The following is a 25065-nucleotide window of genomic DNA, read 5'->3' as shown; positions in this document are numbered from 1 at the left end:
CATGGGGAAAACGGGACGTCGCCAGACGGCAAAAGCGGCCGCGACCACCTGCAGGCTCCTCCGCCCAGGTCGTCACGCCTTCCTCCTCAGCCCCGTTCTCCCAACGGGAATGCACACAGACTGCCACGAGTTCAGGGGCTTATGAAGGCCTTTCGGCCGCTCGCGATGCTTGCAGCTGAAGAAAGACAGAATCCTGCCATAGCCATGGCAGCGGCTGGTGCCGCTGCGATTTCCGGTTGGCCTTGCGCGTAATTTTCTTGCGTGACGACTTCTGGTTCGTCTGTTCAAACCGGCGGAGCGATGGTGATCGGCGTGCCGTCGGAGAAGCGGGAGAGGCGAAAAGGTGTGGGATCGACGATCGGTTTTCCGCCGGTGACGAGGTCGGCGACCAGATGCCCGGCACCCGGGCCGATGCCGAAGCCATGGCCGGAAAATCCCGTGGCAACGATCAGCCCGGGCAGGCTTTCGACCGTTGAGATCACCGGCACGGCGTCGGGCGTCACGTCGATCAGGCCCGCCCAGACCTGTTGCACCCGCGCCTCGCGAAGCGACGGCAACGCCTTCCTGGCTTCGTCGAATGCGCGCAGCGCCGAGTGCTGGTCGGGCTGCGGATCCAGCACCCGATGCCGCTCGAAAGCGCCTGGGCGGTCGAGCGGAACAGTGCCGATCTCGAACAGTTCGCGCCAGCTCTGGGCGCTGAGGCCGACCTGAACGGAATCGCCTTCGGCCTTTCGCGCCGGCTGGAAATCGCGGAAGAAGGCAAAACTGTCGGGCACGACAGGATGCAGGTTGGCGCCGCCATCGGCAATTGTGTAGCCACCGTCGAGCCGTTTGCGATAGGCGTAGGTGCCGGTTGCACCCGCGCCTTCGGGGCCGCCCGAGACTGCGCTGGTCCGAAGCACGGTGTTGCGCACTTTCAATTGCGGCAACCGGATGCCGAGCCCTTTGAGGAACAACCGCGACCAGGCGCCACCGGCCACGACGACACCAGAGGTTTCGATCCGGCCCTTTTCGGTGACGACGGCGCTGATGCGCCCGGCTTGTCTCTCGATGCCACGGACAGCGCAGCCCGAAAGGATGCGGGCACCGGCGCGCCTCGCCCCGGCAACGATCGCCGGTACCGCCTTTTGCGGCTCGGCCCGTCCGTCGCTCGGCGTGTGCAGCGCACCCTGGTAGCGGATGCCGGCGCCCGGCATCAACGCTTCCGTTTCTTCCGACCCGATCTGTCTGCTATCGACGCCATAGGGTCTCGCCATCGCCAACCAGGCATCGCGGTTGGCGATGTCGGTCTCATTCTCGGAAATGTAAAGGATGCCGTTGCGGCGAAAGCCGGTCTCGCCACCGATGCGCGCATCGAGCGTATCCCAGATCTTCAGCGCCTCGATTGCCAGCGGTATTTCCCGCTCATCCCGGCCCATGACGCGCACCCATCCCCAGTTGCGGCTAGACTGCTCAGCGCCGGGCACGCCCTTTTCGCAGAGCACGACGTCGATGCCGCGCTCTGCCAGAAACAGTGCGGTGCTGACACCGATGATGCCGCCGCCGACGATGACGACATCGGCTTTCGCCGGTAGGTTCTGATCGGTTTCGACGATATCGAGAGTGGGACCGGGCATGGGAGGGAGCTTTCAGGCGGGGTTTGCGAACGCGCCATCGGTGCATGCCGGCACTGCCAGATCAAGGCCCGGATTCTAGCTTTCTGATCATTTCAATGTTTGCGTCGATCGGATGGTGCGAAATCGGTTTGATGCCATCGGCGCAGTCTTTCGATTTGGCGCGCAAGCTTCTATGTTTCGCGCATGAACGACCGCCCCGACGACCTTCGCCCGATCCTGCGCATCGACTTCCCGCTCGAAGACCGGCTCGGGCGCGGCAAGATCATGCTTCTGGAACATATCCGTGAGACCGGATCGATCTCGGCGGCCGGCCGGGCCATGGACATGTCCTACCGCCGGGCCTGGTTGCTGGTCGATGCCTTGAACCGGATGTTCAAGGAGCCGTCGGTCGAAAGTCAGCGCGGCGGCAAACAGGGCGGCGGCGCGGCGCTGACCCCTTTCGGCGAGACGCTGATCCGCCGCTATCGCGAGATGGAGGCAAAGGCGCGGGCGGCAATTGCCGACGATCTCGCCTGGCTGGAAGACGCGCGCGATCCCGACCAGACGCCGATCAGTGATCGATCGCCACGGACTTTATGATCGCGTGGATCGGCTTTCCCTGATGCAGTTGAAGCGCATCGCGTGAAAAGCTGGTGATGCGCGATGCGATCGTTGTGCCGCCGCAATCGACCCTGATATCGACGCTGCCCTTCTCGCCCGGTGTCATTTCGACGATCGTCCCCTCCAGCACGTTGAGCGCGCTGATGCCCTCAGGGCGGGCCGTCGCCAGCATGACGTCGCGCGCGGCGATATGCAGGCGCAAGGCGTGTCCCGGCGCGAGGTCGATTTTCGGCACCCGGATCAACCGCTCGCCGACGCGCACCGTCGTCAGGTCATGCGTGGTGTCGTGCGTCTCGACCACGCCTTCTAGCAGAACGCCCGCTTCGCGCAGGCCGGTGGCGACCGTCGCTGCCGGCGCGCTCAGCACGTCGGCAGCCGCACCCGAGGCCTTCACGCGGCCATCTTCGAGCACCACGACCCGCTGGGCGAGACGCGCGACTTCGCTGACGGAATGGCTGACATAGACGATCGGGATACCGGCATCGTCGCGCAAGCGTTCGAGATAGGGCAGGATTTCGGCCTTGCGGGCCTCGTCGAGGGCGGCGAGCGGCTCATCCATCAGAAGCAGGCGGGGCGCGGCCAGCAAGGCGCGGCCGATGGCGACGCGTTGGCGTTCGCCGCCCGACAGGGCCGAGGGGTTGCGCTCGAGCAGATGGCTGATGCCGAGCATCTCGACGATGCGTGTCGTGTCGGCTGCCTTGCCTTGCTTGCCGGCAAACCAGCGGCCATAGGCAAGGTTGCTGGCGACGCTCAAATGCGGGAACAGCCGCGCTTCCTGGAACACGTAGCCGAAACGGCGGCGATGCACTGGTGTGAAGATCCGCCGCTCGCTGTCGGCGATGATGTCGCCGTCGAGCACCACGCGGCCGCTTTCAGGCTTCATCAGGCCCGCGATGATGTTGATGAGCGAGGTTTTGCCCGAGCCCGAACGGCCGAACAGCGCGGTGACGCCGCCATCGGAGGTGAAAGCGGCGTCGACGGAGAAATTTCCGAGCCGGTGGCGGGCTTCGACGAGAAGGGTCATGCGGCAATCGTCCGCTTGGCGGCAGCGTTTGCCAGCAGTTCCGAGAGCATCAGCGCCGCCATGGAGATGATGACCGAGATGATCGTCAGGCGCATGGCGCCGGCGTCGCCGCCCGGCACCTGGGTGAAGGTGTAGATCGCGGCCGACAGCGTCTGCGTCTCACCGGGGATGTTGGAGACGAAGGTGATCGTCGCGCCGAATTCGCCCATCGCCTTGGCAAAGGCGAGAACCATGCCGGCGATGATGCCCGGCAGGATCAGCGGCAGGGTGACGGTGAAGAATACCGAGACGGGTCCCGCGCCGAGCGTGGTTGCCGCATCCTCGAGCTTGCGGTCGACCGCCTCGATCGACAGTCGGATGCTGCGCACCATCAGGGGAAAGGCCATGACGGCGCAGGCAAGGGCAGCGCCGGTCCAGCGGAAGGAGAACACCAGACCGAAATGTTCGGCAAGAAAAGCGCCGATCGGTCCGCGACGACCAAACAGCAGCAGAAGCAGAAAACCGGTGACGACCGGCGGCAGGATCAGCGGCATGTGCACGAGGCCGTTCAGCACCGCCTTGCCCCAGAAGCGGCCGCGCGCGAGCAGCATTGCGACGCCGAGCGCAAAGGGCAGGCTGCAGATCATCGCGACGGTTGCCACGCGCAGGCTCAGCAGGATCGCCGTCCATTCCGCGTCGCTCAACTCCAACCAATCCACCGTCTTGCCACCCCCGGTCGAATTCTCCGGCGCCGCGAGGTTCGCGGCGCCGGAGCAAGATAGATGCTTCGCCCGTTCATGCACAGGCGAGGCAGCGGTTATTTCAGGATGGTGAAGCCCTGCTTTTCAAAGAGTGGTGCTGCCTTGTCGGACTTGATGAAGTCGACATAGGCGGCCGCATCGGCGCTCTTGCTGTCCGCAGTGATCGCGATCGGGTAGATGATCGGCGGGTGGCTTTCTTCCGGGAAGGTGCCGACGACCTTGACGCCCGGATCGGCTGCAGCGTCGGTCTGGTAGACGATACCGTAGGGCGCTTCGCCGCGCGAAACGAGCAGCAGTGCCGCACGCACGCTCTCCGCGCCGGCAACCTTCTGTTCGACGGTCGACCAGACGCCGAGCTTTTCAAGCGCTGCCTTGCCGTACTTGCCGGCCGGCACGGAATCGACCGCACCCATCGCCAGGCGGCCGTCGCCGACCAGCGCTGCGAGGTCAAAGCCTTGCTTTATCTCGACCGGCTGCGCATCTGCCTTGCCCGAAACCAGAACGATGCGGTTGCCGAGCAGGTTGGCGCGGGTGTCGTCCTTGATCAGCTTCTTCTCCGCCAGATAGTCCATCCAGGCGAGATCGGCGGAGATGAAGACGTCGGCGGGTGCGCCCTGTTCGACCTGCTTGGCAAGGGCCGAGCTTGCCGCATAGGAAACGGTCGTTTCCTTGCCGCTTTCCTTCTGCCATTCGGCGTTGATCGCATCGAGCGCGTTCTTCAGGCTCGCGGCGGCAAAGACGGTTACCTTGTCTTCGGCCATGGCGGCGTTTGGCGCGTAGGTAACGCTGGCCCAGGCGACGCCGAGGGCGAGCACCAGACCCTTCAGCAATTGTCTGCGTTGTTTCATCATTCTTGCCTCCATCAAGTTCGTGATATTTTTCAGGATATAACGATATCTCCTCCTGATTAGCGTTGTATCTGTTGAAATACAATGCTGTTGGAGCGCGCTAGTAAAAGCCGTGAAACAAGCGGCTCGGTGCATGATTGCCGCTTGCGGTGTCGGCCGATCGGCCTAAATTCCGGGGCGCAAGCGGATGAAACGAAGCGGAGGTGGCATGGAAACGGCAGTGAAGCTCGAAGAGAGCTGGAAAGCGGCACTGGAGCCGGAATTTTCCAGCCCTTATATGGGCGATCTCAAGCAGTTCCTTCTCACCGCGCGCAACGAAGGACGGCAGATCTTTCCGCGAGGATCCGAGTATTTTCGCGCCCTCGATCTGACGCCGCTCGACAAGGTGCGTGTCGTCATCCTCGGACAGGATCCCTACCACGGCGACGGCCAGGCGCACGGGCTCTGCTTCAGCGTACGCCCGGGCGTGCGCACGCCGCCGTCGCTGGTCAACATCTACAAGGAACTGAAGACCGACCTCGGCATTGCGCCGGCCCGTCACGGCTTTCTCGAGAGCTGGGCAAAGCAGGGCGTGCTGCTTCTCAACAGCGTGCTGACCGTCGAGCGCGGGCAGGCTGCCTCGCATCAGGGACGCGGCTGGGAGCGCTTCACCGATGCGATCATCCGCGCCGTCAACGAAGCCGATCACCCTGTGGTGTTTCTGCTCTGGGGGTCCTATGCGCAGAAGAAGGCTGCCTTCGTCGATCGTTCGCGCCATCTGGTGCTGCGGGCGCCGCACCCATCGCCGCTGTCTGCGCATTCCGGTTTTCTCGGCTGCCGGCATTTCTCTCAGGCCAATGAATTCCTCGTCTCCAAAGGTTTCGAGCCGATCGACTGGACGCTGCCCGAAAATCCGGAGGCGCCTTCGTCGCCCTGATGTCATGGCGCTGGCGGCCGAAGCCCTGTCGCGCGTGGAGCTTGCGTCTCAACCGCCAATCCGCCAAGACACGGGGTCAGGCCTACGCGCCGGTTCCGGCGCGCGACGGTCGCTGCAACACTTAGACGAACGGCAGGGACGCCCGTGCGAAAACTTCTGATCATCGGCATCGGCTCCGGCAATCCGGAGCACATGACCGTCCAGGCGATCAACGCGCTCAACCGCGCCGACGTGCTGTTCATCCCGACCAAGGGCGAGAAAAAAACCGAGCTTGCCGAAGTGCGCCGCGAGATCTGCGCGCGCTACGTGACACGCGCCGACAGCCGCACGGTCGAATTCGCCGTGCCGGTCCGCCGCACCGAAGGCGTCAGCTATGACGGCAGCGTCGACGACTGGCACGGCCGCATCGCCGAAATCTACGAGCGCCTGATCGGCAGAGAACTCAGCGAAGACGGGATCGGCGCCTTTCTCGTCTGGGGCGATCCGATGCTCTACGACAGCACCATCCGCATCGTCGAGCGGGTGAAGGCGCGCGGCAAGGTCGTCTTCGACTATGACGTTCTTCCCGGGATCACCAGCCTGCAGGCGCTCTGTGCCAGCCATCGCATCCCGCTGAACCTCGTAGGCAAACCGGTCGAGATCACCACCGGTCGCCGGCTTGCGGAGAGTTTTCCCGCGCGCAGCCAGACCTCGGTCGTCATGCTTGACGGCGAGCAGGCATTCCAGCGGATCGATGACCCTGAAGCCGAGATCTATTGGGGCGCCTATCTCGGAACGCCGGACGAAATCGTCATTTCCGGCCGCCTTGCCGACGTCAGGGGCAAGATCCTGGCGGCGCGGGCGCAGGCGCGCGAGCGGATGGGGTGGATCATGGATATCTATCTGTTGCGCAAGGGTGCCGATTTCGACGAATAGGCGCGGCTGCCGCTGCATTCTCAGGACTTTTGCCGTCGCCTTTGATCTCTCTCAACGTCGGTCACTGTGTTATAGCGTCAGGTGAAGAACGAGCCCTCTGACGAGGGCGGATGTGAGGAGCGACCGAGACCTGCCGATGACCCTGTGCGCCGTGCCGACACCGCCGATGACTGACGTCGCCGCCTCCATGCGTCGCGGGGCATGCCCGTCGCTTGCAGCCCCGATGCAGACCGGCGATGGTCTGCTGGTGCGGTTGCGCCCGCTCGACGGCAGCCTGGCGCTTTCGCAATTCTCCGCTGTCGCGGAGGCCGCGAGCCGGTTCGGCAACGGCCTCCTGGAAATCACCGCGCGCGGCAATCTGCAGGTTCGCGGGTTGATCGCATCAACGGTTCCCGCGCTTGCCGAGGCGATCGGCGAAGCGGCAATCGTGGTGCCCGATGGCGTGGCGATCGAGACGCCGCCGCTTGCCGGCATTGACCCTGAAGAAATCGTTGACCCTCGGGCGCTCGCCGCGACGTTGCGGGAGGTGATCGCTGCGCAAGGGGCTGCCTTAAAGCTGGCGCCGAAGCTCGCCATCATCGTCGATGGCGGCGGCCGGTTCCATCTCGGCGATACCATTGCCGATTTGCGACTGCAGGCCGTCGGGCGCAGCGATGACGTCTGGTGGGAGCTATCGCTTGCCGGGACAGCGGCGACGGCGAAGCCCGTCTGCGCGCTTCGAACCGAAGCTGTCGTGCCGGTCGTTATCCGGATTCTGGAGGCCTTGGCGGCCATCGGTCCGGCGGCGCGTGGCCGCGATCTGGACATCGATGCAGTGCGGGCGCTCTGTCCGCCGGGCGCCGGCCAGGTGCCGTTCGCTCCAGCTTTGGCGCCGGCCTCTTCCGTTGTCGGCATGCACGATCTCGGTTCGGCAGGCACAATTCTCGGCCTTGGGCTTGCCTATGCACAGATCGACGCCACCAGCCTGATCGCTTTTCTGCAGCAAGCAAGCGAGCTTGGCGGGCGCGGAATTCGGCTCGCCCCAAGCCACGGCTTTTTCCTGCTGGGCCTTGAGCGTGCGGCGGCAGCAATCGTTCAGCGTCTGGCGCTTTCGCAGGGCTTGCGGATCGCACCCGACGACCCGCGAAACCACATTGCCACCTGCGCCGGCAGCACCGGCTGCGCATCCGCATGGATGGACACCAAGGCGATGGCGCGGCTATGGGTGGAAACGGTGCCGGATCTCTTCGACGGTTCGCTGACGGTGCATCTGTCCGGTTGTCTCAAGGGCTGCGCCCGCCCGAAGGCGTCGGCGCTGACGCTGGTGGGTGCGCCATCAGGATATGGGCTTGTCGTAAATGGGGCGGCGAAGGATGGCGCGAATGCCTACACCGATGAAAATGGAATGAAATCCGCTCTGGAACGGCTGGCCGGCCTGGTGCGAGAAAACAAAGACGCTGGCGAATCGGCGCGGTCCTGTCTTACACGGCTGGGTGCCGCGCGCGTCTCGGCTGCGTTCGAACAGGGATAGAAATGCCTGAGTATGATTACATCCGGGATGGCAACGCCATCTATGAGCGTTCCTTCGCCATCATTCGGGCAGAAGCCGACCTTTCCGCCTTTTCCGAGGAGGAAGCCGATCTCGCGGTGCGCATGGTCCATGCCTGTGGCCTGGTCGAGGCGTCGAAGCAGTTCGTGTTCTCTCCCGACTTCGTCACCGCCGCACGCAGCGCGCTTCAGAACGGTGCGCCGATCCTCTGCGATGCCGAGATGGTGGCGCGCGGCGTAACACGCGCACGTCTGCCTGCCGGCAACGAGGTGATCTGTACGCTTCGCGATCCGCGTACGCCGGACCTCGCAGCCGAGATCGGCAATACGCGTTCGGCCGCGGCGTTGAAGCTTTGGAGCGAGTATATGGCGGGTTCGGTCGTCGCCATCGGCAACGCGCCGACGGCGCTCTTTTACTTGCTGGAAATGCTGCGCGATGGCGCGCCGAAGCCGGCGGCTATCATCGGCATGCCGGTCGGCTTCGTCGGCGCGGCTGAATCGAAGGATGCGCTTGCCGAGAATTCCTATGGCGTGCCGTTCGCCATCGTGCGCGGTCGCCTCGGCGGCAGCGCCATGACGGCCGCGGCGCTCAATTCGCTCGCGAGGCCGGGCCTGTGAGCGGCGCGGTCATGGGCCGATTGATCGGCGTCGGTACGGGGCCTGGCGACCCGGAGTTGTTGACCGTCAAGGCCGTCAAGGCCTTGGGTGAGGCGGATGTGCTTGCGTATTTCGCCAAGGCGGGACGAAGCGGCAATGGCCGCGCCGTCGTCGAGGGGCTGTTGAAGCCGGGTCTTGTCGAGCTGCCGCTCTACTATCCGGTCACCACCGAGATCGACAAGGACGACGGCGCCTACAAGAGCCAGATCACAGATTTCTACAACGCGTCTGCCGAGGCGGTCGCGCAGCATCTCGAAGCCGGCCGAACCGTCGCGGTCTTAAGCGAAGGTGATCCGCTGTTCTACGGATCCTACATGCACCTGCATGTGCGGCTGGCCGGACGTTTCCCGGTCGAAGTCATTCCCGGCATCACTGCCATGTCCGGCTGCTGGTCGCTTGCCGGCCTGCCGCTGGTGCAGGGCGACGACGTACTATCGGTGCTGCCGGGCACGATGGCGGAAGGCGAGCTTGGCCGACGTCTGGCCGATACCGAGGCCGCCGTCATCATGAAGGTCGGGCGCAACCTGCCGAAGATCCGTCGGGCGCTTGCCGCCTCCGGCCGGCTTGACCAGGCCGTCTATGTCGAGCGCGGCACGATGAAGAACGCGGCCATGACCGCGCTTGCGGAAAAGCCCGATGACGACGCGCCCTACTTTTCGCTGGTGCTCGTTCCCGGCTGGAAGGACAGACCATGAGCGGCACGCTCTATGTCGTCGGCACCGGCCCCGGCAGTCCCGCGCAGATGACGCCGGAGACGGCCGAGGCCGTCTCGCAGGCGCAGGAATTCTTCGGCTATTTCCCCTATCTCGACCGCCTGAATCTCAGGCCCGACCAGATCCGCATCGCGTCGGACAATCGCGAGGAACTTTACCGTGCACAGGCGGCGCTGACGCGCGCCGCTGCCGGCGCCAAGGTCTGCATGGTCTCGGGCGGCGATCCCGGTGTGTTCGCGATGGCGGCTGCCGTCTGCGAGGCGATCGACAAGGGACCGGCGGAATGGAAGACAGTCGATCTGGTGGTGACGCCTGGCGTGACGGCAATGCTGGCCGTTGCCGCGCGCATCGGTGCGCCGCTCGGCCATGATTTCTGCGCCATTTCGCTTTCCGACAACCTGAAGCCCTGGGAGGTCATCACCAAACGGCTGAAGCTTGTGGCGGAAGCCGGTCTGGTGATCGCGCTCTACAACCCGATCAGCAAGGCGCGGCCGTGGCAGCTCGGTGAAGCCTTCGAGATCCTGCGCGGTGTGCTGCCGGCGACGGTGCCGGTGATCTTCGGTCGCGCCGCCGGTCGGCCGGACGAGCGCATCGCGGTGATGCCGCTCGGCGAGGCCGATGCCAGCCGCGCCGACATGGCGACCTGCGTCATCATCGGCTCGCCGGAAACGCGCATCGTTGAACGCGAAGGCAAGCCGGATCTGGTTTACACGCCGCGCTTCTACGCCGGAGACAGCCAGTGATCGATGCGTTCGAGTGCGGCATCGCAGTCGCCGACCGACGGGACGTCGGCGGGCTTGCGGCGCTCGACCATGATCACCGCAACCCCCAGCTTGCGGGCCGCCGCGATCTTGCCATAGGTGGCAGCGCCGCCGCTGTTCTTGGCAACGATCACGTCGATGCGATTGGCCCTCAGCAGTTCGATTTCGTCCGGTTCGGCGAACGGGCCGGTGGCAAGGATCGCCGTCGCATCCGGCAGCTTCAACGGCGGGCTCACCGGGTCGACGCTTCGGATGACGTAGCTGTGCTGCGGTGCTGCCTCGAAATGAAAGGCCTCCTGCCGACCGATGGCGAGAAAGACACGGCGCTTCGTTTCGCCAAGGGCGGTCACCGCCTCGGCGACGCTGCCGACGCCGGTCCAGTCGTCGCCGGCTTGCGCCTGCCATTCCGGACGGCGCAGCGCAAGCAGCCGCACGCCCGCGGCCTTTGCGGCCATCGCGGCATTGTGCGAAATCCGGGCGGCGAAGGGATGCGTCGCGTCGACGACCAGCGCGATCTGTTCAGCGGCAAGGAAGGTAGCCAGCCTTTCGGCGCCGCCAAAGCCGCCGATGCGGGTCCTGACCGGTTGCGGGCGGGGATCGGCCGTGCGGCCGGCAAGCGAGATCGCGGTTTGATAACGCGTATCGCCGGCAAGGCGGGATGCCAGTTCGCGGGCTTCGGTCGTCCCGCCAAGAATCAAAATACGAGGTTTTTCCATGGCTGAGGTGTCGAACAGCGAGCCGGCCATCGTCTCCCCCTGGTTGACCATCATCGGCATAGGCGAGGATGGTGTAGCCGGTCTCGGCGACGAGGCCAAGCGGCTGATTGCGGCAGCTCCGGTGGTCTATGGCGGCGCTCGCCACATGGAGTTGACGCACGCGCTGATCCAGGGCGAGGGGCGCGTCTGGCAAAGCCCGTTCGGCCGTTCGGTCGATGAAATTGTTGCGCGTCGCGGCACCCCGGTCGTCGTGCTCGCCTCGGGAGACCCGTTCTTCTTCGGTGTCGGCGCCACGCTTGCGCGCCGCGTTGCTGCGGCAGAGATCCGCACCCTTCCTGCCCCTTCCTCCTTCAGCCTTGCCGCCTCGCGGCTCGGCTGGGCGTTGCAGGAGGCGACTCTCGTGTCGCTGCACGGACGGCCGATCGACCTGGTGCGGCCGCATCTGCAGCCGGGCAACCGGGTGCTGGCACTGACATCGGATGGAACCGGACCGAAGGCGCTCGCCGAACTTTTGACGGAAAACGGCTTCGGTCAGTCGCGCCTGACGGTTCTGGAGGCGCTGGGTGGCGCCGGCGAACGCGTGACGACGCAGATTGCCTCGCTCTTCATGCTCGGTGTCGTCCATCCGCTCAACGTCTGCGCCATCGAAGTTGCCGCCGATCAGGGCGGCCGGGTGCTGCCGCTTTCGGCCGGGCGCGACGACCTGCTGTTCGAACATGACGGCCAGATCACAAAGCGGGAAGTGCGGGCGCTGACGCTGTCGGCGCTCTCGCCGCGCAAGGGCGAACTGCTCTGGGATATCGGTGCGGGCTCAGGCTCGATCGGCATCGAATGGATGCTGGCCGATCCGGCGATGCGGGCGATTGCCATCGAGGCTTCGCCCGAGCGTGCGGTTCGTGTTGGCCGCAATGCAGAGGCGTTCGGCGTGCCCGGCCTGATGGTCGTCCAGGGCAAGGCACCGGCAGCTCTGTCAGGTCTTTCACGCCCCGATGCGATCTTCATCGGCGGCGGCGGCAGCGAGCCGGGCGTCATGGATGCGGCGGTCGCGGCGCTCGGCGAGGGCGGCCGGCTGGTCGCCAACGCGGTGACGACGGAGATGGAAGCTGTGCTGCTGCAACGCCACGCCAAGCTTGGTGGCTCGCTGATCCGCATCGATATCGCCCGGGCGCTGCCGATTGGCGGAATGACCGGCTGGCGGCCGGCGATGCCGGTGACGCAATGGTCCTGGACGAAGAGCTAGAGAGTTCTGCGGGCGGACTTGCATCAGACAAAGAGAATGGCGCGGTTCCGCATTTGCGTGAACAGCGCCTAGAACGTTCGGAGAGACACATGACGGTACATTTCATCGGCGCGGGCCCCGGAGCTGCGGATCTGATCACGGTTCGCGGTCGCGATCTGATTGGGCGCTGCCCGGTCTGCCTCTATGCCGGCTCGATCGTCTCGCCCGAGCTCTTGCAGTATTGCCCGCCCCGCGCCCGCATCGTCGATACCGCGCCGATGTCGCTCGATGAGATCGAGGCGGAATATGTGCGCGCGGCGGAAGCTGGCGAGGATGTCGCCCGGCTGCATTCCGGCGATCTTTCCGTCTGGAGCGCGGTCGCCGAACAGATCCGCCGGCTGGAGAAGCATGGCATCGGTTACACGATGACACCGGGTGTTCCGTCCTTCGCGGCCGCCGCTGCAGCGCTTGGTCGTGAACTGACAATTCCCGCCGTCGCCCAGAGCCTGGTGCTGACGCGGGTTTCTGGCCGTGCCTCGCCGATGCCCAACACCGAGACGCTTACCGGCTTCGGCGCCACCGGCGCGACGCTTGCCATTCATCTGGCCATCCATGCGCTCGATCAGGTGGTCGCGGAACTGACGCCGCTCTATGGCGCAGATTGCCCTGTCGCGATCGTCGTCAAGGCGTCGTGGCCGGATGAGCGGGTGGTGCGGGGAACGCTCGGCACGATCGCGGCCAAGGTCGCCGAAGAGCCGATCGAGCGCACCGCGCTGATCTTCGTCGGTCCCGGGCTGGAAGCGTCGGACTTCCGCGAAAGTTCACTTTACGATCCGGCCTACCAGCGCCGTTTTCGCGGCCGCGAGTAAGGCTTACTCTTCAGTTTCTTCTGGGGTCTGGACGGGAAGCGGCTTCTGCTTCAGCGGCACACCGCGGCGTTGCTCGACGCGGTCGCGGTAAAGGGCGGCCTGGCCAAGCAGCATCAGCGTGACCGGCGTCGTCATGATCACGAAGACGATGATCAGGACCTCGTGAAACACCCAGCGGTTCTGCAGCACGGCAAAGCAGACCATCGAGGCGGTGCAGATGAGGATGACGCCGCCGCTGGTGGCAAGCGTCGGCGCGTGCAGACGGGTGTAGAAATCCGGCAGACGGAGCAGGCCGATCGAGCCGATCAGCGCAATCGCCGCGCCGAGAAGAACCAGCACGCAGACGATGACGGCAGCCCAGGTCGGAAGGTCGGTCAGATGGCTCATTCGATCACCTCCCCGCGCATCAGGAACTTGCCAAAGGCGATCGAAGAGACGAAGCCGATCAGCGCGACGATCAGCGCGGACTCGAAATAGATGCTGTTGGCGGTGCGGATGCCGAACGTCAGCAGCATCAGCATGGCATTGATGTAGAGGGTGTCGAGGCCAAGGATGCGGTCCTGTGCCCGGGGTCCCTTGACCATGCGGTAGGCCGCGAAGGCCATGGCAAGCCCGATCATGATCTGGGCTGCGAGGATCGACCAGATGATTACAAGCTCCGTCATCCGAACATCTCCTTCAAACCGGCCTCGTAGCGCTTGACCGTCTGTATCCAGACCTCCTCGTTCTCCATGTCGAGCACGTGGAAGAGCAGCGATTTCCGGCCGCGATCATATTCGAGCCAGGCAGTGCCCGGGGTTGCTGTCATGATGCAGGCGAGCAGCGCCAGCGCGTTTTCATCCTCGATATCGATGTCGACCGTCAGGAAGCCCGAGTTCGGGGCGCGGCGTCCGACGCGCAGGATGACGCGTACAACCGCGATGTTGGAGCGGATGACGTCGACGAACACGCTGGCGCCGAAGCGCAGCGTGCGCAGGATCCGACGTGGATGCGAGCGCGCCGGGTGAAGCTTGAGAGTCACCCAGGCGAGCGCGATGCCCAGGATCGTGCCCATGACGATGGTGCCGGGGGCGACCGACTGGTTCAAGAGCATCCAGATGATGAGGAGGCCGATGGACAAAAGCGGGTAGGGGAACCAGGTGCGCATCGGTTACTGCCCTCCCACGCGCGGCGCCGTCAGGACGCGCTCTGTGTAGCCCGAGGGGTTGAGCAGCGAATCCGCCGTCGCCTGCATGTAGCGCATCGTCGGCCCGGCCTGCAGGCTGAGGAAGATGCAGGCGCCGAGCAGCACCACGACCGGCGCGATCTCGATGACGAAGACCCGCGGCACGGTGTTCTCGATCGAGGCCCAGAAGGTGCGGATACCGACGCGGTTCATGGCGATCATGGCGGAAAGGCCGGACAGGATCAGCAAGGTGACATAGGTCCAGTCTGCGGCCGAAAGCGCCGGTGTGGGTTCGGCGCCGGAGAGGCCGAAGAGACCGCTCAGGATCGCGAACTTGGCAACGAAGCCGGAAAGCGGCGGCAATCCTGCCAGCAGAAGTGCGCAAAGGCAGAAGCAGAGACCGAGCACGGCCATGGTGCCGGGGATGGCCGCACCCGCTTCATCGACCTCTTCGTCTTCGTCGGCATCACCATAGGCTTCCATCGTCACCGCCAGAACGTCGGCGCCGGCGTCGCGGCCGCGCTCCACCAGTTCGATCAACAGGAAGAAGGCCGAAATCGTCAGCGTCGAGCTGACGAGGTAGAACAGCGCGCCGGCAATCATGCTCGAATGCCCGAGGCCGATCGCCGCCATCAAGGTGCCGGAGGAGACGAGCACCGAATAGGCGGCGAGCCTCGCCATCGCCTGGGAGGCGAGCACGCCGATCGCGCCGAAGGCGATCGTCAGCATGCCGCCGATTACGAGCAGCGTCTGGCCGAAGCCGGCGGAAACCCCGGCATTGGCGCCGAAGACGAGCAGCGACAGGCGCAGTATGACGTAGATGCCGACCTTGGTCAGCACGGCAAAGACGGCCGCGACCGGCGGCGTCGCCGCCGAATAGGCGGTCGGCAGCCAGAAGCTCAAGGGCCACATGCCGGCCTTGACCAGGAAGGCGACACCGAGGATGCCGGCGCCGACTTCGACCATCTGCCGGTTTTCCGGCGAGATCGTCGAAAGCTTGATGGCGAGATCGGCCATGTTGAGCGTGCCGGTCGCACCATAGATCAGGCTGACGCCTATCAGGAAGAGCGAGGAGGCGGCAAGGTTGATCGCGACATAGTGCAGGCCGGCCTTGACGCGCAACGGACCGGATCCGTGCAGCAGCAGGCCGTAGGATGCCGCCAGCATGAGCTCGAAAAAGACGAAGAGATTGAACAGGTCGCCCGTCAGGAACGCGCCGTTGAGGCCGGCGATCAAGAGCTGGAACAGCGAATGAAAGTGATGGCCGGCGGTGTGCCAGCGGGCGATCGAATAGACCTGGGCCGCAAGCGCCAGGCCGCTCGTCAGGCAGAGCATCAGCGCCGATAGCCGGTCGAGAACCAGAACGATCCCGAACGGCGCCGGCCAGTTGCCGAGCTGGTAAACGCTGGTGCCGGCAAGGAAGCCTTCGGTCGAGGCGGCTGCGCGCATCAGCACCATCGAGAGCACGAAAAGAACAAGCGTTGAGACGAAGCCCATGACGCCCTTGGCCATGCGGTTGCGCTCGTCGATCGGGATCATCGCCGCGCCGACCATCAGCGGTATGAGGATGGGCAGGATGATCAGGTGGTGCAGCCAATTACTCACTGCGCTGCTCCCTTCCGTCGACATGGTCGGTGCCGGTGAAGCCGCGCGAGGCGAGCAGCACGACGAGGAAGAGCGCCGTCATGGCAAAGCCGATGACAATGGCGGTCAGCACCAGGGCCTGCGGCACCGGATCGGTATAGCGCGAGAGATCGCCGACGCCGCCGGGTTCCAGAATGGGAGGCGCGTTCACGCGCAACCGGCCCATGCTGAAGATGAAGAGATTGACGGCATAGGAGAGCAGCGACAGACCGATGATCACCTGATAGGTGCGCGGCCGAAGCAGGAGGTAGACGCCTGAAGCGGTGAGGACGCCGATGGCGGCAGACAGGATGATCTCCATTACTTCGCCTCCTTTGCGGCGCGAAGGGCGCGGGCATGGGCACGCGGCGCGCGGATCGACTGGTGCGCGAGCGCGATCAGGATGAGGACGGTTGCCCCGACCACCAGCGAGAAGACACCGAGGTCGAAGAAGATCGCACTTGCCAGCGGGATCTTCCCGACAATCGGCAGGGTGACGTATTGGGCATGCGAGGTCAGGAAAGGATAGCCGAACAACCATGAGCCGATGCCGGTTGCCGCCGCGACGATGATGCCGATGCTCATCCAGCGAAGCGGGTGGATACGCAGCCGCTCTTCGACCCAACGCGTGCCGCCGGACATGTATTGCAGGATGAAGCCGATCGACATGGCGATGCCGGCGGCAAAGCCGCCGCCCGGCAGGTCATGACCGCGCAGGAAGAAATAGGCCGCCAGCATGCCGCTGACCGGGAACATCCAGCGCATGATCACCGAGGGAACGAACAGATATTCAGCGACGCTGTCGCCCTTGGCGCGGTCGGGATGATCGTCGTCGAAGGCATTCTGGACCTGCTGTTGTTCCGGCGCCTCCAGGCTGTCGGCCTGCGGACGGAAGCGCAGCAGAAGGGCAAAGACGGTCAGTGCGACGATGGCCAGCACCGCGATCTCGCCGAGCGTGTCGAAGCCTCGGAAGTCGACGAGGATGACGTTGACGACATTGGTGCCGCCGCCTTCCTTGTAGGCGCGCTCGAGGAAATAGCTGGCGATGGTTTCCGGCATCGGTCGGGTCATCACCGTATAGGCGATCAGCGCCACGCCGCCGCCTGCCACAAGGGCAAGCACAAAGTCGCGCAGTCGCCGCAGGCGTACCCGCAACGAAAGCAGTTCGGATTCCTGAGTGTCCTCGATGCGCTTGGGCAGCCAGCGCAGGCCGAGCAGGATCAACACCGTCGTGACGATCTCGACGAGGAGTTGGGTGACGGCAAGGTCGGGTGCCGACAGCCACACGAAGGTGATGCAGGTCACGAGACCGGCGCCGCCGAGAAGCACGAGCGCTGCCAGCCGGTGGAATTTCGCCTGGTAGGCGGCACCGACGGCGCAGGCGATGCCGATCGCCCAGAGAAGCGCAAAGGCCGGATCGATGCCACGGACCAGAAGCGGGGGCAGCTCGTAGTGGTTGAGCAGCAGCGGCAGGGCACCGGCCATGATCGCGACGAAGACGAGGAAGCGCATCTGCGGCTGCAGCCGGCGCGTGCCGAGCCGCTGTTCGAGCGAACGCGCCCATTTCCACGAGAGCGTGACCAGGACGCGCTCAAAGATACGCTGGCCGTGCAGCAGGCGGAAGACCGGCGGTCCCTCGGTGCTGGTTGCCAGATAGTTGCGCATCAAGAAGTAGAGGCCGATGCCGCCGAGAAGCGCCACGAAGCTCATGATCAGCGGCAGGTTCCAGCCGTGCCAGACCGAAAGGCTGTATTGCGGCGTGCTGGCGCCGAGGATGGACACGACGGCGGTGTGCAGGAACGGACCGATCGTGATCGCCGGAATGATGCCGACGACGAGGCAGGCCAGCACCAGGAATTCGATCGGTGCGCGCATCCAGCGCGGCGGCTCGTGCGGGATCTTCGGCAGGTCGCTCGGCGTCTTGCCGAAGAACACGCTGTGGATGAAGCGCAGCGAGTAGGTGACGGCAAACATGCCGGCGAGGGTGGCGACGTAGGGCGTGATCGTGTCGAGCAGGTTGGCCTGATGCGTCTCGATCGCCTCGGCGAAGAACATCTCCTTGGAGATGAAGCCGTTGAGCAGCGGCACCCCGGCCATGGCGGCGCTCGCGACCATCGCGAGCATGGCGGTGCCCGGCATATAGCGTATCAGCCCGCCGAGCTTGCGCATGTCGCGCGTCCCGGTTTCATGGTCGATGATGCCGGCTGCCATGAACAGCGATGCCTTGAAGGTAGCGTGGTTGACGATGTGGAAGACGGCGGCGACGGCGGCGAGCGGACTGCCGAGGCTGAGCAGCACTGTGATCAGCCCGAGATGACTGATGGTCGAATAGGCGAGCAGCCCCTTCAGATCCTGTTGGAAAATCGCGAAATAGGCGCCGAGAAGCAGCGTCGTCAGGCCGGCAAGCCCGACGATCCAGAACCAGGCCTCGGTGCCGGCCATAACAGGCCAGAACCGCACAAGCAGGAAAACGCCTGCCTTTACCATCGTCGCCGAATGCAGATAGGCGGAAACAGGAGTCGGTGCGGCCATCGCGTGCGGCAGCCAGAAATGGAACGGGAACTGCGCGCTCTTGGTCAGGGCGCCGAGCAGGATCAGCACCAATGTCGCCAGATAGAGCGGGTGCTCGCGGATGATGTCGCCAGAGGCGAGCACGACGTCGAGATCGTAGCTGCCGACGATGCGGCCCATGATCAACAGGCCGACCAGCATGCAGAGCCCGCCCATGCCGGTCATCGTCAGCGCCATGCGCGCGCCGTCGCGAGCGTGGGCATTGTGATGCCAATAGCCGATAAGCAGGAAGGAGACGATGCTCGTCAGCTCCCAGAAAACCGCAAGCAAGATCAGGTTGCCGGAAAGAACGACGCCGAGCATCGATCCCATGAAGGCGAGGAACAGGGCAAAGAAGCGCGGCACCGGATCTTCCGCCGCCATGTAATAGCGGGCGTAGAGCACGACGAGCACGCCGATCGCGGTCACCAGCACCGTGAACAGCCAGGCAAAGCCGTCCATCCTCAAGGTGAAGTTGAGGCCGAGTTCCGGTATCCAGGCCAGTTCATAGCGAAGAACGCCGCCAGATGTGACGAAGGGGTAGAGGCCGGCCGCAATCAGGAAGCAGAGAAGCGCGATTGCGCCTGCGAACCAGGCTGTGGCGCCGCGTTGATCGGGCGGAAAGAAGATTGCAATGAGGCTTCCCGCGAACGGGGCTAGGATGAAGACAGAAAGCAATTTCCCCGCGTATTCGATCGTACCGTTCCCTTCTCTTGGGCATAATGGAGATTGGGTGCCGAAGCCCCTCAAGGACCATCGCTGATGCAACGGTCGCAGACGATGCCGTCACAGTCCGCATAGCGGTAACAGCCGTATGTTTTTATGACGATTTTCCCGGGGGCTGCCAAGCCTCGAAGGTGGGAAAAATGTGAGATTGCGTCATTTTTGACCAGCACGGGCACGTGCCGAACCGTCGCGGGCGGATAGCGGCGATGTCAGGCCGCCTGCCACCTGCGCTCGAAAACAAAGGTGGCGAGATCGTTGGCGCTCATCGGCCGGGCAAAGGCATAGCCCTGCAGGCCATGACAACCAAGCTCCTGCAGCATGCGGGCGTGCTCGAGCGTTTCGACGCCCTCAGCGATCACTTCGATGCCGAGCGACGTGCCGATATCGATGATCGATTCGACGAGGCGCTTTTCGGTCGGCGAATCCAGGATCGGCAGAATCAGCTGGCGATCGATCTTCAGGCGCCGCGGGGTCAGCTTCAACAGGCTGAGGATCGAGGCATAACCGGTGCCAAAATCGTCGATCTCGATATCGATGCCGAGTTCCTTGATCCGGCGAATGTTCGACAGCACGGTGATGTCGCTCTCGTCGAAGGAGATCGACTCCAGAAGCTCGAAGGACAGGCGGCCGCGCGGGATCTGCAATTGTTCGAGACGGTCGATCAGCCCTTCATCGTGCAGACGCGCATAGGAGAGGTTGACCGAAACCTTCGGGATATGGATGCCGTTGGCCTGCCAGCGGTAGATCTGGAACAGCGCCTGCTCCAGGATCACCTGGTCGATGGACGCGACGACGTTGATGTCTTCGGCGGTCTTGAGAAAGGTGTGCGGACCCAGCAACCCCTTGGTCGGGTGGTCCCAGCGCGCGAGCGCTTCGACGCCGATGACCTCAAGGGTGCTCGGACAGAATTGCGGCTGGAAATGCGCGATGAATTCCTTGTGTTCCAAGCCGCGAAGGATTTCGTCGGCGGTCTGCTTGGTCTTGAACACGGCGGTCTTCAGATCGCCGGTGAAGGTTTCGTGCCGGTTGCGACCGCGGCGCTTGGCCTCGTAAAGGGCGATATCGGCATTGACGAGGATCTGGGATAGATCGTCGGTCGGTCGGGCTTGAGCGGCTATGCCGATGCTGACTCCGATGCGGCATTCCTGGTCCTTGTAGCGAACCGGAACGCTCATCGCCTCGATGATGCAGGATGCGAGCCGCGCGTCGGGCTCGGCGCTGTCTTCCGGGCGGACGATGACGAACTCGTCGCCGCCGATGCGGGCGACGAAGTCCTTCTCCTTGGCGTTGGTGCGCAGCAGCTCTGCGGCGTGACGTAGGATTTCGTCGCCTGCGGCGTGACCGAGCGTATCGTTGATCTGCTTGAACCGATCGAGATCCATGTGAAAGATGCTGAGCCTCGCCTCGGCATCGAAATGCTGGCTTCTGTCTGCAAGCACCTGGTCGAGAAACCGGCGGTTGGGCAGGCCGGTCAGCGGATCGTGCAGGGCATTGAATTCCATGCGGTGGCGAGCTGCTTCCAGTTCGGCGCTATGGGCTTCTGCCTGCCGCTTGGCTTCCGACAGCGTGGCACGGGTCTGGATGTCGGCAGTCACGTCCCAGTTGACGCCGACGAACTTCTTGCGCCCATCGGCGCCGTCATAGGCCGAGCCAACCGCACGGATATGGCGCACGGTGTCATCCGGCAGCCGCACCCGAAACTCGGAGTTGTAAGCGGCGCCCGAGCGAAGTGCTTCGGCAAACTCCTCCTCGGCACGAGCGACATCGTCAGGATGCAGCGTCGACTTCCAGTCGTCATAGGCCTGACGGACAGATCCCGTCTTGCCGTAGAGTTCCTTCATCCGCTCGTCCCAGAGCAGTTTGCCGCTGGCAATGTCGAGTTCCCAGATGCCGATCTCCGAGGTGTCGAGGGCGATCTTCAGGCGGTGCGACAGTTCCTGCAATTGCGCCTTGCTCTGCCTGAGGGCGCGGATGTTGTTCTGGCGCTCGCTCATCAACCGGCCGGTCAGGAGCATCGGCAGGACGATCATCAGTCCGCCGGCGACAATCAGCGCGCGGATGAGCCAGGCGTTGCGCGCGGTGTGCGGCCAACCGCCCTTGGGAATGGCAGCGATGTGCCAGGAGCCTCCCGGCAATAGGACCGTCATCTCCACCGGGGACTGATCGAAGACCTTGGCATTCCCGTAGAAGGCCGTACCGCCGCTGCCCGTCCCGTCGCGGCCGGTGATGGCGATATCGATGCCGAGCGAGGGGGAGAAGAGGCCGCTGTCATTGTAGAGACGATCGACGTCGATGACTGCCGAGACGATGCCCCAGAAGCGGTTGCTGCCGCCGCCCGCTTCGATCGAGACCGGAAAACGACCGATCAGCCCGCGCCCGCCCTGCACCAGATCCACAGGGCCGGCCAGAACCATCTTGCCGGTATCCCTGACCTTCATGACGGCGGCGCGCTGCGCCTCGTTCTTGCGGTAGTCGAGCCCGATCGCCTTTTCGTTGCCTTGCATAGGAAAGGCCATGCGCACGATGAGGTCGGGTGCGGCGGCGATGCTGCGCAATTGGGAGCGTTCGGTGAAGATGCTGCGCGAAAGAGCGGCGAAGCGCTGCTGCCCCATGCCCGGCTCGGTGACGATGGTTCCGATCAGGCCCCGCACGAGCTGGATGTTGCCGTTGATGCTGGCTTCAAGCTTGGAGCGGATCGGGTTGAGTTCGTCGGCGACCTGTGAACGCACGCGCGCTTCGGAGACCACCTGGTTCTGGTTGTCTGCGAGGATGCCAGCCACCAGAACGACGAGAGAGGCGATGATCGCGGGAAGGTAGTTCGGCGTCAGAAACCCGGAGAGTTTCTTTTTCCCGAGATCGAAGGCATGTCTGGCAGGCACAAGATCACCCCGGCGGCATCAGAAGGATACGAAACGACCGGGATGATCCCAAATTGGTATTAACAATTATTGTTTTAGTTCCGGCTTTTATGCCTGCCCAGGGTCATTTTGACGTCTTGCGCTCGGGCAGTTTCTTGTGCTTGGTTTCGGCAAGGTCTTCCAGTTCGCCTTCGGTCATGGATTTCTCCATCTCGCGCGACGCACCCTTGAGTTCGGATTTCTTCATGTCTCCACGTTTGGCGGCAAGTGCTGCGCCGGCCGCTTTCTGCTGTGCCTTGGATTTTGCAGGCATGTCGCATCTCCTTGCGGGTGTTCGAACAGCTCAAACGCAGGCTGAACGGACCGGTTCCCCGCGATGGATCACGATTTGCTCTCGATCATCGCCTGCAATGTCTCCAGGCGGTCGGCCTCATGAGGGAGCTTGTCCTGCCGCAGCCGCGCGATACGGGGAAAGCGCATGGCAACGCCAGACTTGTGCCGCGTCGAGCGGTTGAGGCCTTCGAACGCGACCTCGACAACGAAGCCGAAATCGCGATCGGCTCGCACTGCGCGCACCGGACCGAAGCGCTCGGTGGTATTGTCCCTGACGAAGCGGTCGAGAATTTCCAGTTCGGCATCGGTGAAGCCGAAATAGGCCTTGCCCACCGGCACCAGCGTTTCCAAGCCGTCAACCTCGGTCCATACGCCGAAGGTGAAATCGGAATAGTAGCTGGAGCGCTTGCCGTGGCCGCGCTGGGCATACATCAACACGGCGTCGACATTGTAGGGCGCGCGCTTCCACTTGAACCACGGACCCTTGGCCCGGCCGGCGGTATAGGGAGAATCCAGTCGCTTCAGCATGATGCCTTCGATGACGGGATCGGGCGGCTCGGAGCGGAGCTGGTCGAGCTCTTCCCAGGAGGAAAACGGCACGAGCGGCGACAGGTCGAAATGCTGCGGCGAAGCCCGTTCGACGAGGTCGCTCAGCATCGCCCGTCGCGCCAGGAAGGCTTCTGCCCGAACGTCGGTTTCGCCCGAAAAGAGGACGTCGTAGGCGCGGATGAAGGCGGGGTATTCGTCGAGCATCCTGCGGCTGACGGACTTGCGGTTCAGCCGCTGCTGCAGGTCGGAAAAGGTCCGGGTGGCGCGGTTGGTGCGAGCGGTGCCGCCGACCAGCAGCTCGCCGTCGATGATGCCGGAAAAGTCTGATGCCTCCAGCACGTCGGGGAAAGCACCGGAGATTTCATCGCCGCTGCGCGAATAGAGCCGTCTGGTGCCGCCGACATTGGCAAGCTGCACGCGGATGCCGTCCCATTTCCATTCGGCGGCAAAGTCCTTTGGGTCGAGCCCATCGAGATCGCCTTCGCCGACCGGTGTCGCAAGCATCACCGAATGGAAGACGGCGGGCGTCGACAGCACCGGCCTTTCCGCTTCGCCCGTCAGCCACTGGAAGAGCGGCAGGTAGGGTGGGGCGAGCCCATGCCAGAGGGTCTCGATCTCGGTGACGTCCTTGCTGCCCATCTCGGCCAGCGCCTGCTTGGCAAGCTTGGCCGAGACACCGATGCGCAGGCCGCCGGTCACGAGTTTCAGAAAGGCGAAGCGCGCCGACGTATCGAGCCGGTCGAGCATGTCGCGAACGACGCTGCGCACGTTGGCGCGGCCGGTCGTCTGCAGCTTCTCGATGGCGTCGCCCAGCGGAATGTCGTCCGGTACAACGTCTTCCGGCGGCTCCCAGACCAACGACACCGTTTCGGCGAGGTCGCCGACATAATCGTAGGAATAGCGAAACAACACTTCGTCCATGCGCTCGAGCAGGAGGTCACGGATCATCGCCGGCTTGACGGTGGCGAGCGACAGGGTGCCGGCGATGGCCGCCAGCGCATAGCCGCGATCCGGATCAGGCGCGGATCGGAAGTAGTCCGCCAGCAGCCGGATCTTGGCGTTGCGCTGCGGCGTCAGGACGAGGCGGTCGAGCAGTTCGGCGAAGGCCTTCATCGCTCATTCCCCCTCGTCGTCGTAGCCGACGAGATGCAAGGGCCGCGCGGCGATGCCCTCAAGCTCACACCAGCGCACCAGCGCCTCCTCGCGGCCATGGGTGACCCAGACCTGCGCGGGGGCGATCTCGCGGATCGTTTGCGTGAGTTCAGGCCAGTCGCAATGGTCGGAGATGACCAGCGGCAGCTCGACGCCGCGCTGCTTGGCGCGCTGCCGGATCATCATCCAGCCCGAGGCGAAGATCGCCAGGGGATCGACGAAGCGCCGGGCCCAGCGGTCGGCAAAGGCGGCGGGTGGGCCGATGACGACGGTGCCGGCAAAGTCCTGCTTCTCGTCGGCGGCAAGCGTTGCCGGGCGGAGTTCGCCGAGGTCGATGTCTTCGCTCCGATAGTAGTCGCAGAGTTTCTGCAGGGCGCCGTGGATGTAGATCGGCTGGTCGTAGCCCTGCTCGCGCAGAAGCGCGATCACCCGTTGCGCCTTGCCGAGCGCATAGGCGCCAACCACGTGGGTGCGCTCGGGAAATTGCTTCAGCGACGTCAGCAGCTTGCGCATTTCGGTGCGGTCGTCAGGGTGGTGGAAGACCGGCAGGCCGAAGGTCGCCTCGGTGATGAAGACGTCGCAGGGCATCGGTTCGAACGCCAGGCAGGTCGGGTCCCGCCGTCGTTTGTAATCGCCCGACACAACGATGCGCGTGCCCTTGGCCATGACCGAAATCTGCGCCGAGCCGAGAACATGGCCGGCCGGGTGAAAACGTACCTCGACGCCATTGACGGTTATCGTCTCGCCCAGGGCTACGGTCTGGCTGGTGCCGCAAAAGCCTTCGCCATAACGGATGCGCATGATGTCGAGGGTTTCGCGGGTGGCGAGCACCTGGCCGTGGCCGGCGCGGGCATGGTCGGAATGGCCGTGGGTGATCAGCGCGCGATCGACCGGCTGCACCGGATCGATGTAGAAATCCCCGATCTCGCAGTAGAGACCTTTGGGAGCGGGATAGAGCAGGGCGTCCGGTTTCATGCCCTTAGAGATA

At 64.3% G+C, this 25065-nt stretch carries 24 protein-coding genes; 9 read left to right on the top strand and 15 right to left on the bottom strand.

Annotated features, from left to right (window positions below; translation table 11 throughout):
* Positions 1–284 precede the first annotated feature (284 nt).
* A complete protein-coding gene (locus LPJGGPFB_RS31130) occupies positions 285–1616 on the bottom strand; it encodes an NAD(P)/FAD-dependent oxidoreductase (protein ID WP_173423763.1) in 1332 nt (443 codons plus the stop codon).
* Positions 1617–1799: 183 nt separating this feature from the next.
* Between LPJGGPFB_RS31130 and LPJGGPFB_RS31125 the strand changes: the two genes are divergently transcribed.
* A complete protein-coding gene (locus LPJGGPFB_RS31125) occupies positions 1800–2195 on the top strand; it encodes a winged helix-turn-helix domain-containing protein (protein WP_173423762.1) in 396 nt (131 codons plus the stop codon).
* Here LPJGGPFB_RS31125 and modC read toward each other — a convergent pair.
* From modC to modA, 3 genes are all read right to left on the bottom strand, one after another.
* A complete protein-coding gene (gene modC / locus LPJGGPFB_RS31120) occupies positions 2167–3240 on the bottom strand; it encodes a molybdenum ABC transporter ATP-binding protein (RefSeq protein WP_173423761.1) in 1074 nt (357 codons plus the stop codon). The genes LPJGGPFB_RS31125 and modC overlap by 29 nt on opposite strands.
* Positions 3237–3938: a molybdate ABC transporter permease subunit gene (gene modB / locus LPJGGPFB_RS31115; protein WP_173423760.1), complete on the bottom strand. Its 702-nt coding sequence runs from the start codon at positions 3936–3938 to the stop codon at positions 3237–3239. The genes modC and modB overlap by 4 nt, the downstream gene beginning before the upstream one ends.
* Positions 3939–4036: 98 nt before the next feature.
* Positions 4037–4828, bottom strand: coding sequence for a molybdate ABC transporter substrate-binding protein (modA, locus tag LPJGGPFB_RS31110; RefSeq protein ID WP_173423818.1), 792 nt, complete (start codon positions 4826–4828; stop codon positions 4037–4039).
* A 208-nt stretch (positions 4829–5036) separates the two neighbouring features.
* Between modA and ung the strand changes: the two genes are divergently transcribed.
* From ung to LPJGGPFB_RS31080, 6 genes are all read left to right on the top strand, one after another.
* Positions 5037–5744: a uracil-DNA glycosylase gene (ung, locus tag LPJGGPFB_RS31105; RefSeq protein WP_173423759.1), complete on the top strand. Its 708-nt coding sequence runs from the start codon at positions 5037–5039 to the stop codon at positions 5742–5744.
* A 144-nt stretch (positions 5745–5888) separates the two neighbouring features.
* The gene (gene cobF, locus LPJGGPFB_RS31100; protein WP_173423758.1) at positions 5889–6659 is read left to right on the top strand and encodes a precorrin-6A synthase (deacetylating); all 771 of its coding nucleotides are present in this window, start codon (positions 5889–5891) and stop codon (positions 6657–6659) included.
* A 136-nt stretch (positions 6660–6795) separates the two neighbouring features.
* Positions 6796–8169, top strand: coding sequence for a precorrin-3B synthase (cobG, locus tag LPJGGPFB_RS31095; RefSeq protein ID WP_427858767.1), 1374 nt, complete (start codon positions 6796–6798; stop codon positions 8167–8169).
* A gap of 2 nt (positions 8170–8171) precedes the next feature.
* Positions 8172–8804, top strand: coding sequence for a precorrin-8X methylmutase (locus tag LPJGGPFB_RS31090; protein ID WP_173423757.1), 633 nt, complete (start codon positions 8172–8174; stop codon positions 8802–8804).
* Positions 8801–9538: a precorrin-2 C(20)-methyltransferase gene (locus tag LPJGGPFB_RS31085; RefSeq protein ID WP_173423756.1), complete on the top strand. Its 738-nt coding sequence runs from the start codon at positions 8801–8803 to the stop codon at positions 9536–9538. The genes LPJGGPFB_RS31090 and LPJGGPFB_RS31085 overlap by 4 nt, the downstream gene beginning before the upstream one ends.
* Positions 9535–10299 (top strand): precorrin-3B C(17)-methyltransferase, encoded by a 765-nt coding sequence (locus tag LPJGGPFB_RS31080; RefSeq protein WP_173423755.1) that lies wholly within the window; start codon positions 9535–9537, stop codon positions 10297–10299. Before LPJGGPFB_RS31085 ends, LPJGGPFB_RS31080 begins: the two co-directional genes overlap by 4 nt.
* Here the strand turns inward: LPJGGPFB_RS31080 and LPJGGPFB_RS31075 are convergent.
* Positions 10278–11063 carry a cobalt-precorrin-6A reductase gene (locus LPJGGPFB_RS31075; RefSeq protein ID WP_173423754.1) on the bottom strand — a complete coding sequence of 262 codons (786 nt, stop codon included), beginning with the start codon at positions 11061–11063 and terminating at the stop codon, positions 10278–10280. The genes LPJGGPFB_RS31080 and LPJGGPFB_RS31075 overlap by 22 nt on opposite strands.
* Between LPJGGPFB_RS31075 and cbiE the strand changes: the two genes are divergently transcribed.
* Together cbiE and cobM are read left to right on the top strand one after the other, a co-directional pair.
* Positions 11032–12273, top strand: a complete 1242-nt coding sequence (gene cbiE, locus LPJGGPFB_RS31070; RefSeq protein ID WP_173423753.1) for a precorrin-6y C5,15-methyltransferase (decarboxylating) subunit CbiE — start codon at positions 11032–11034, stop codon at positions 12271–12273. The two genes, LPJGGPFB_RS31075 and cbiE, sit on opposite strands and share 32 nt — an antisense overlap.
* An 89-nt stretch (positions 12274–12362) precedes the next feature.
* A complete protein-coding gene (gene cobM / locus LPJGGPFB_RS31065) occupies positions 12363–13121 on the top strand; it encodes a precorrin-4 C(11)-methyltransferase (RefSeq protein ID WP_173423752.1) in 759 nt (252 codons plus the stop codon).
* A gap of 3 nt (positions 13122–13124) precedes the next feature.
* Here the strand turns inward: cobM and mnhG are convergent, their stop codons facing one another.
* From mnhG to LPJGGPFB_RS31015, 10 genes are all read right to left on the bottom strand, one after another.
* Positions 13125–13508: a monovalent cation/H(+) antiporter subunit G gene (mnhG, locus tag LPJGGPFB_RS31060; RefSeq protein WP_173423751.1), complete on the bottom strand. Its 384-nt coding sequence runs from the start codon at positions 13506–13508 to the stop codon at positions 13125–13127.
* On the bottom strand, positions 13505–13786 hold the full coding sequence (locus LPJGGPFB_RS31055; protein ID WP_173423750.1) for a K+/H+ antiporter subunit F: 282 nt from the start codon (positions 13784–13786) through the stop codon (positions 13505–13507). The genes mnhG and LPJGGPFB_RS31055 overlap by 4 nt, the downstream gene beginning before the upstream one ends.
* Positions 13783–14268, bottom strand: a complete 486-nt coding sequence (locus LPJGGPFB_RS31050) for a Na+/H+ antiporter subunit E (RefSeq protein ID WP_173423749.1) — start codon at positions 14266–14268, stop codon at positions 13783–13785. The genes LPJGGPFB_RS31055 and LPJGGPFB_RS31050 overlap by 4 nt, the downstream gene beginning before the upstream one ends.
* A gap of 3 nt (positions 14269–14271) precedes the next feature.
* Positions 14272–15915: a monovalent cation/H+ antiporter subunit D gene (locus LPJGGPFB_RS31045; RefSeq protein WP_173423748.1), complete on the bottom strand. Its 1644-nt coding sequence runs from the start codon at positions 15913–15915 to the stop codon at positions 14272–14274.
* Positions 15884–16231, bottom strand: coding sequence for a Na+/H+ antiporter subunit C (locus tag LPJGGPFB_RS31040; RefSeq protein WP_173423747.1), 348 nt, complete (start codon positions 16229–16231; stop codon positions 15884–15886). Before LPJGGPFB_RS31040 ends, LPJGGPFB_RS31045 begins: the two co-directional genes overlap by 32 nt.
* Complete coding sequence (locus tag LPJGGPFB_RS31035) at positions 16231–19137, bottom strand: monovalent cation/H+ antiporter subunit A (RefSeq protein ID WP_173423746.1); 2907 nt, start codon at positions 19135–19137, stop codon at positions 16231–16233. Before LPJGGPFB_RS31035 ends, LPJGGPFB_RS31040 begins: the two co-directional genes overlap by 1 nt.
* A gap of 257 nt (positions 19138–19394) precedes the next feature.
* Complete coding sequence (locus LPJGGPFB_RS31030; RefSeq protein ID WP_173423745.1) at positions 19395–22064, bottom strand: EAL domain-containing protein; 2670 nt, start codon at positions 22062–22064, stop codon at positions 19395–19397.
* A gap of 103 nt (positions 22065–22167) precedes the next feature.
* Positions 22168–22356 (bottom strand): DUF3008 family protein, encoded by a 189-nt coding sequence (locus LPJGGPFB_RS31025; RefSeq protein ID WP_173423744.1) that lies wholly within the window; start codon positions 22354–22356, stop codon positions 22168–22170.
* A gap of 68 nt (positions 22357–22424) precedes the next feature.
* Positions 22425–24038 carry a cisplatin damage response ATP-dependent DNA ligase gene (locus LPJGGPFB_RS31020; protein ID WP_173423743.1) on the bottom strand — a complete coding sequence of 538 codons (1614 nt, stop codon included), beginning with the start codon at positions 24036–24038 and terminating at the stop codon, positions 22425–22427.
* A gap of 3 nt (positions 24039–24041) precedes the next feature.
* Complete coding sequence (locus LPJGGPFB_RS31015; RefSeq protein WP_173423742.1) at positions 24042–25052, bottom strand: ligase-associated DNA damage response exonuclease; 1011 nt, start codon at positions 25050–25052, stop codon at positions 24042–24044.
* Positions 25053–25065 lie beyond the last annotated feature (13 nt).

Origin of the sequence: Ensifer adhaerens, from assembly GCF_013283195.1 — a bacterium.
Lineage (GTDB): Bacteria > Pseudomonadota > Alphaproteobacteria > Rhizobiales > Rhizobiaceae > Ensifer > Ensifer adhaerens_G.
The sequence above is the reverse complement of the archived record's forward strand: the minus strand, read 5'-3'. Positions and strand labels throughout refer to the sequence as shown.

What these genes read in the sequence shown, in the direction of transcription:
- LPJGGPFB_RS31050 (WP_173423749.1), bottom strand. Translation starts at nt 14,268, where the DNA reads ATGCGCACCTGGTTCCCCTACCCGCTTTTGTCCATCGGCCTCCTCATC.
- modA (WP_173423818.1), bottom strand. Translation starts at nt 4,828, where the DNA reads ATGAAACAACGCAGACAATTGCTGAAGGGTCTGGTGCTCGCCCTCGGC.
- LPJGGPFB_RS31045 (WP_173423748.1), bottom strand. Translation starts at nt 15,915, where the DNA reads ATGTCGACGGAAGGGAGCAGCGCAGTGAGTAATTGGCTGCACCACCTG.
- LPJGGPFB_RS31040 (WP_173423747.1), bottom strand. Translation starts at nt 16,231, where the DNA reads ATGGAGATCATCCTGTCTGCCGCCATCGGCGTCCTCACCGCTTCAGGC.
- cobM (WP_173423752.1), top strand. Translation starts at nt 12,363, where the DNA reads ATGACGGTACATTTCATCGGCGCGGGCCCCGGAGCTGCGGATCTGATC.
- modC (WP_173423761.1), bottom strand. Translation starts at nt 3,240, where the DNA reads ATGACCCTTCTCGTCGAAGCCCGCCACCGGCTCGGAAATTTCTCCGTC.
- LPJGGPFB_RS31075 (WP_173423754.1), bottom strand. Translation starts at nt 11,063, where the DNA reads ATGGCCGGCTCGCTGTTCGACACCTCAGCCATGGAAAAACCTCGTATT.
- LPJGGPFB_RS31020 (WP_173423743.1), bottom strand. Translation starts at nt 24,038, where the DNA reads ATGAAGGCCTTCGCCGAACTGCTCGACCGCCTCGTCCTGACGCCGCAG.
- cbiE (WP_173423753.1), top strand. Translation starts at nt 11,032, where the DNA reads ATGGCTGAGGTGTCGAACAGCGAGCCGGCCATCGTCTCCCCCTGGTTG.
- ung (WP_173423759.1), top strand. Translation starts at nt 5,037, where the DNA reads ATGGAAACGGCAGTGAAGCTCGAAGAGAGCTGGAAAGCGGCACTGGAG.
- LPJGGPFB_RS31130 (WP_173423763.1), bottom strand. Translation starts at nt 1,616, where the DNA reads ATGCCCGGTCCCACTCTCGATATCGTCGAAACCGATCAGAACCTACCG.
- LPJGGPFB_RS31055 (WP_173423750.1), bottom strand. Translation starts at nt 13,786, where the DNA reads ATGACGGAGCTTGTAATCATCTGGTCGATCCTCGCAGCCCAGATCATG.
- mnhG (WP_173423751.1), bottom strand. Translation starts at nt 13,508, where the DNA reads ATGAGCCATCTGACCGACCTTCCGACCTGGGCTGCCGTCATCGTCTGC.
- cobG (WP_427858767.1), top strand. Translation starts at nt 6,796, where the DNA reads ATGACCCTGTGCGCCGTGCCGACACCGCCGATGACTGACGTCGCCGCC.
- LPJGGPFB_RS31025 (WP_173423744.1), bottom strand. Translation starts at nt 22,356, where the DNA reads ATGCCTGCAAAATCCAAGGCACAGCAGAAAGCGGCCGGCGCAGCACTT.
- LPJGGPFB_RS31090 (WP_173423757.1), top strand. Translation starts at nt 8,172, where the DNA reads ATGCCTGAGTATGATTACATCCGGGATGGCAACGCCATCTATGAGCGT.
- LPJGGPFB_RS31125 (WP_173423762.1), top strand. Translation starts at nt 1,800, where the DNA reads ATGAACGACCGCCCCGACGACCTTCGCCCGATCCTGCGCATCGACTTC.
- LPJGGPFB_RS31015 (WP_173423742.1), bottom strand. Translation starts at nt 25,052, where the DNA reads ATGAAACCGGACGCCCTGCTCTATCCCGCTCCCAAAGGTCTCTACTGC.
- LPJGGPFB_RS31080 (WP_173423755.1), top strand. Translation starts at nt 9,535, where the DNA reads ATGAGCGGCACGCTCTATGTCGTCGGCACCGGCCCCGGCAGTCCCGCG.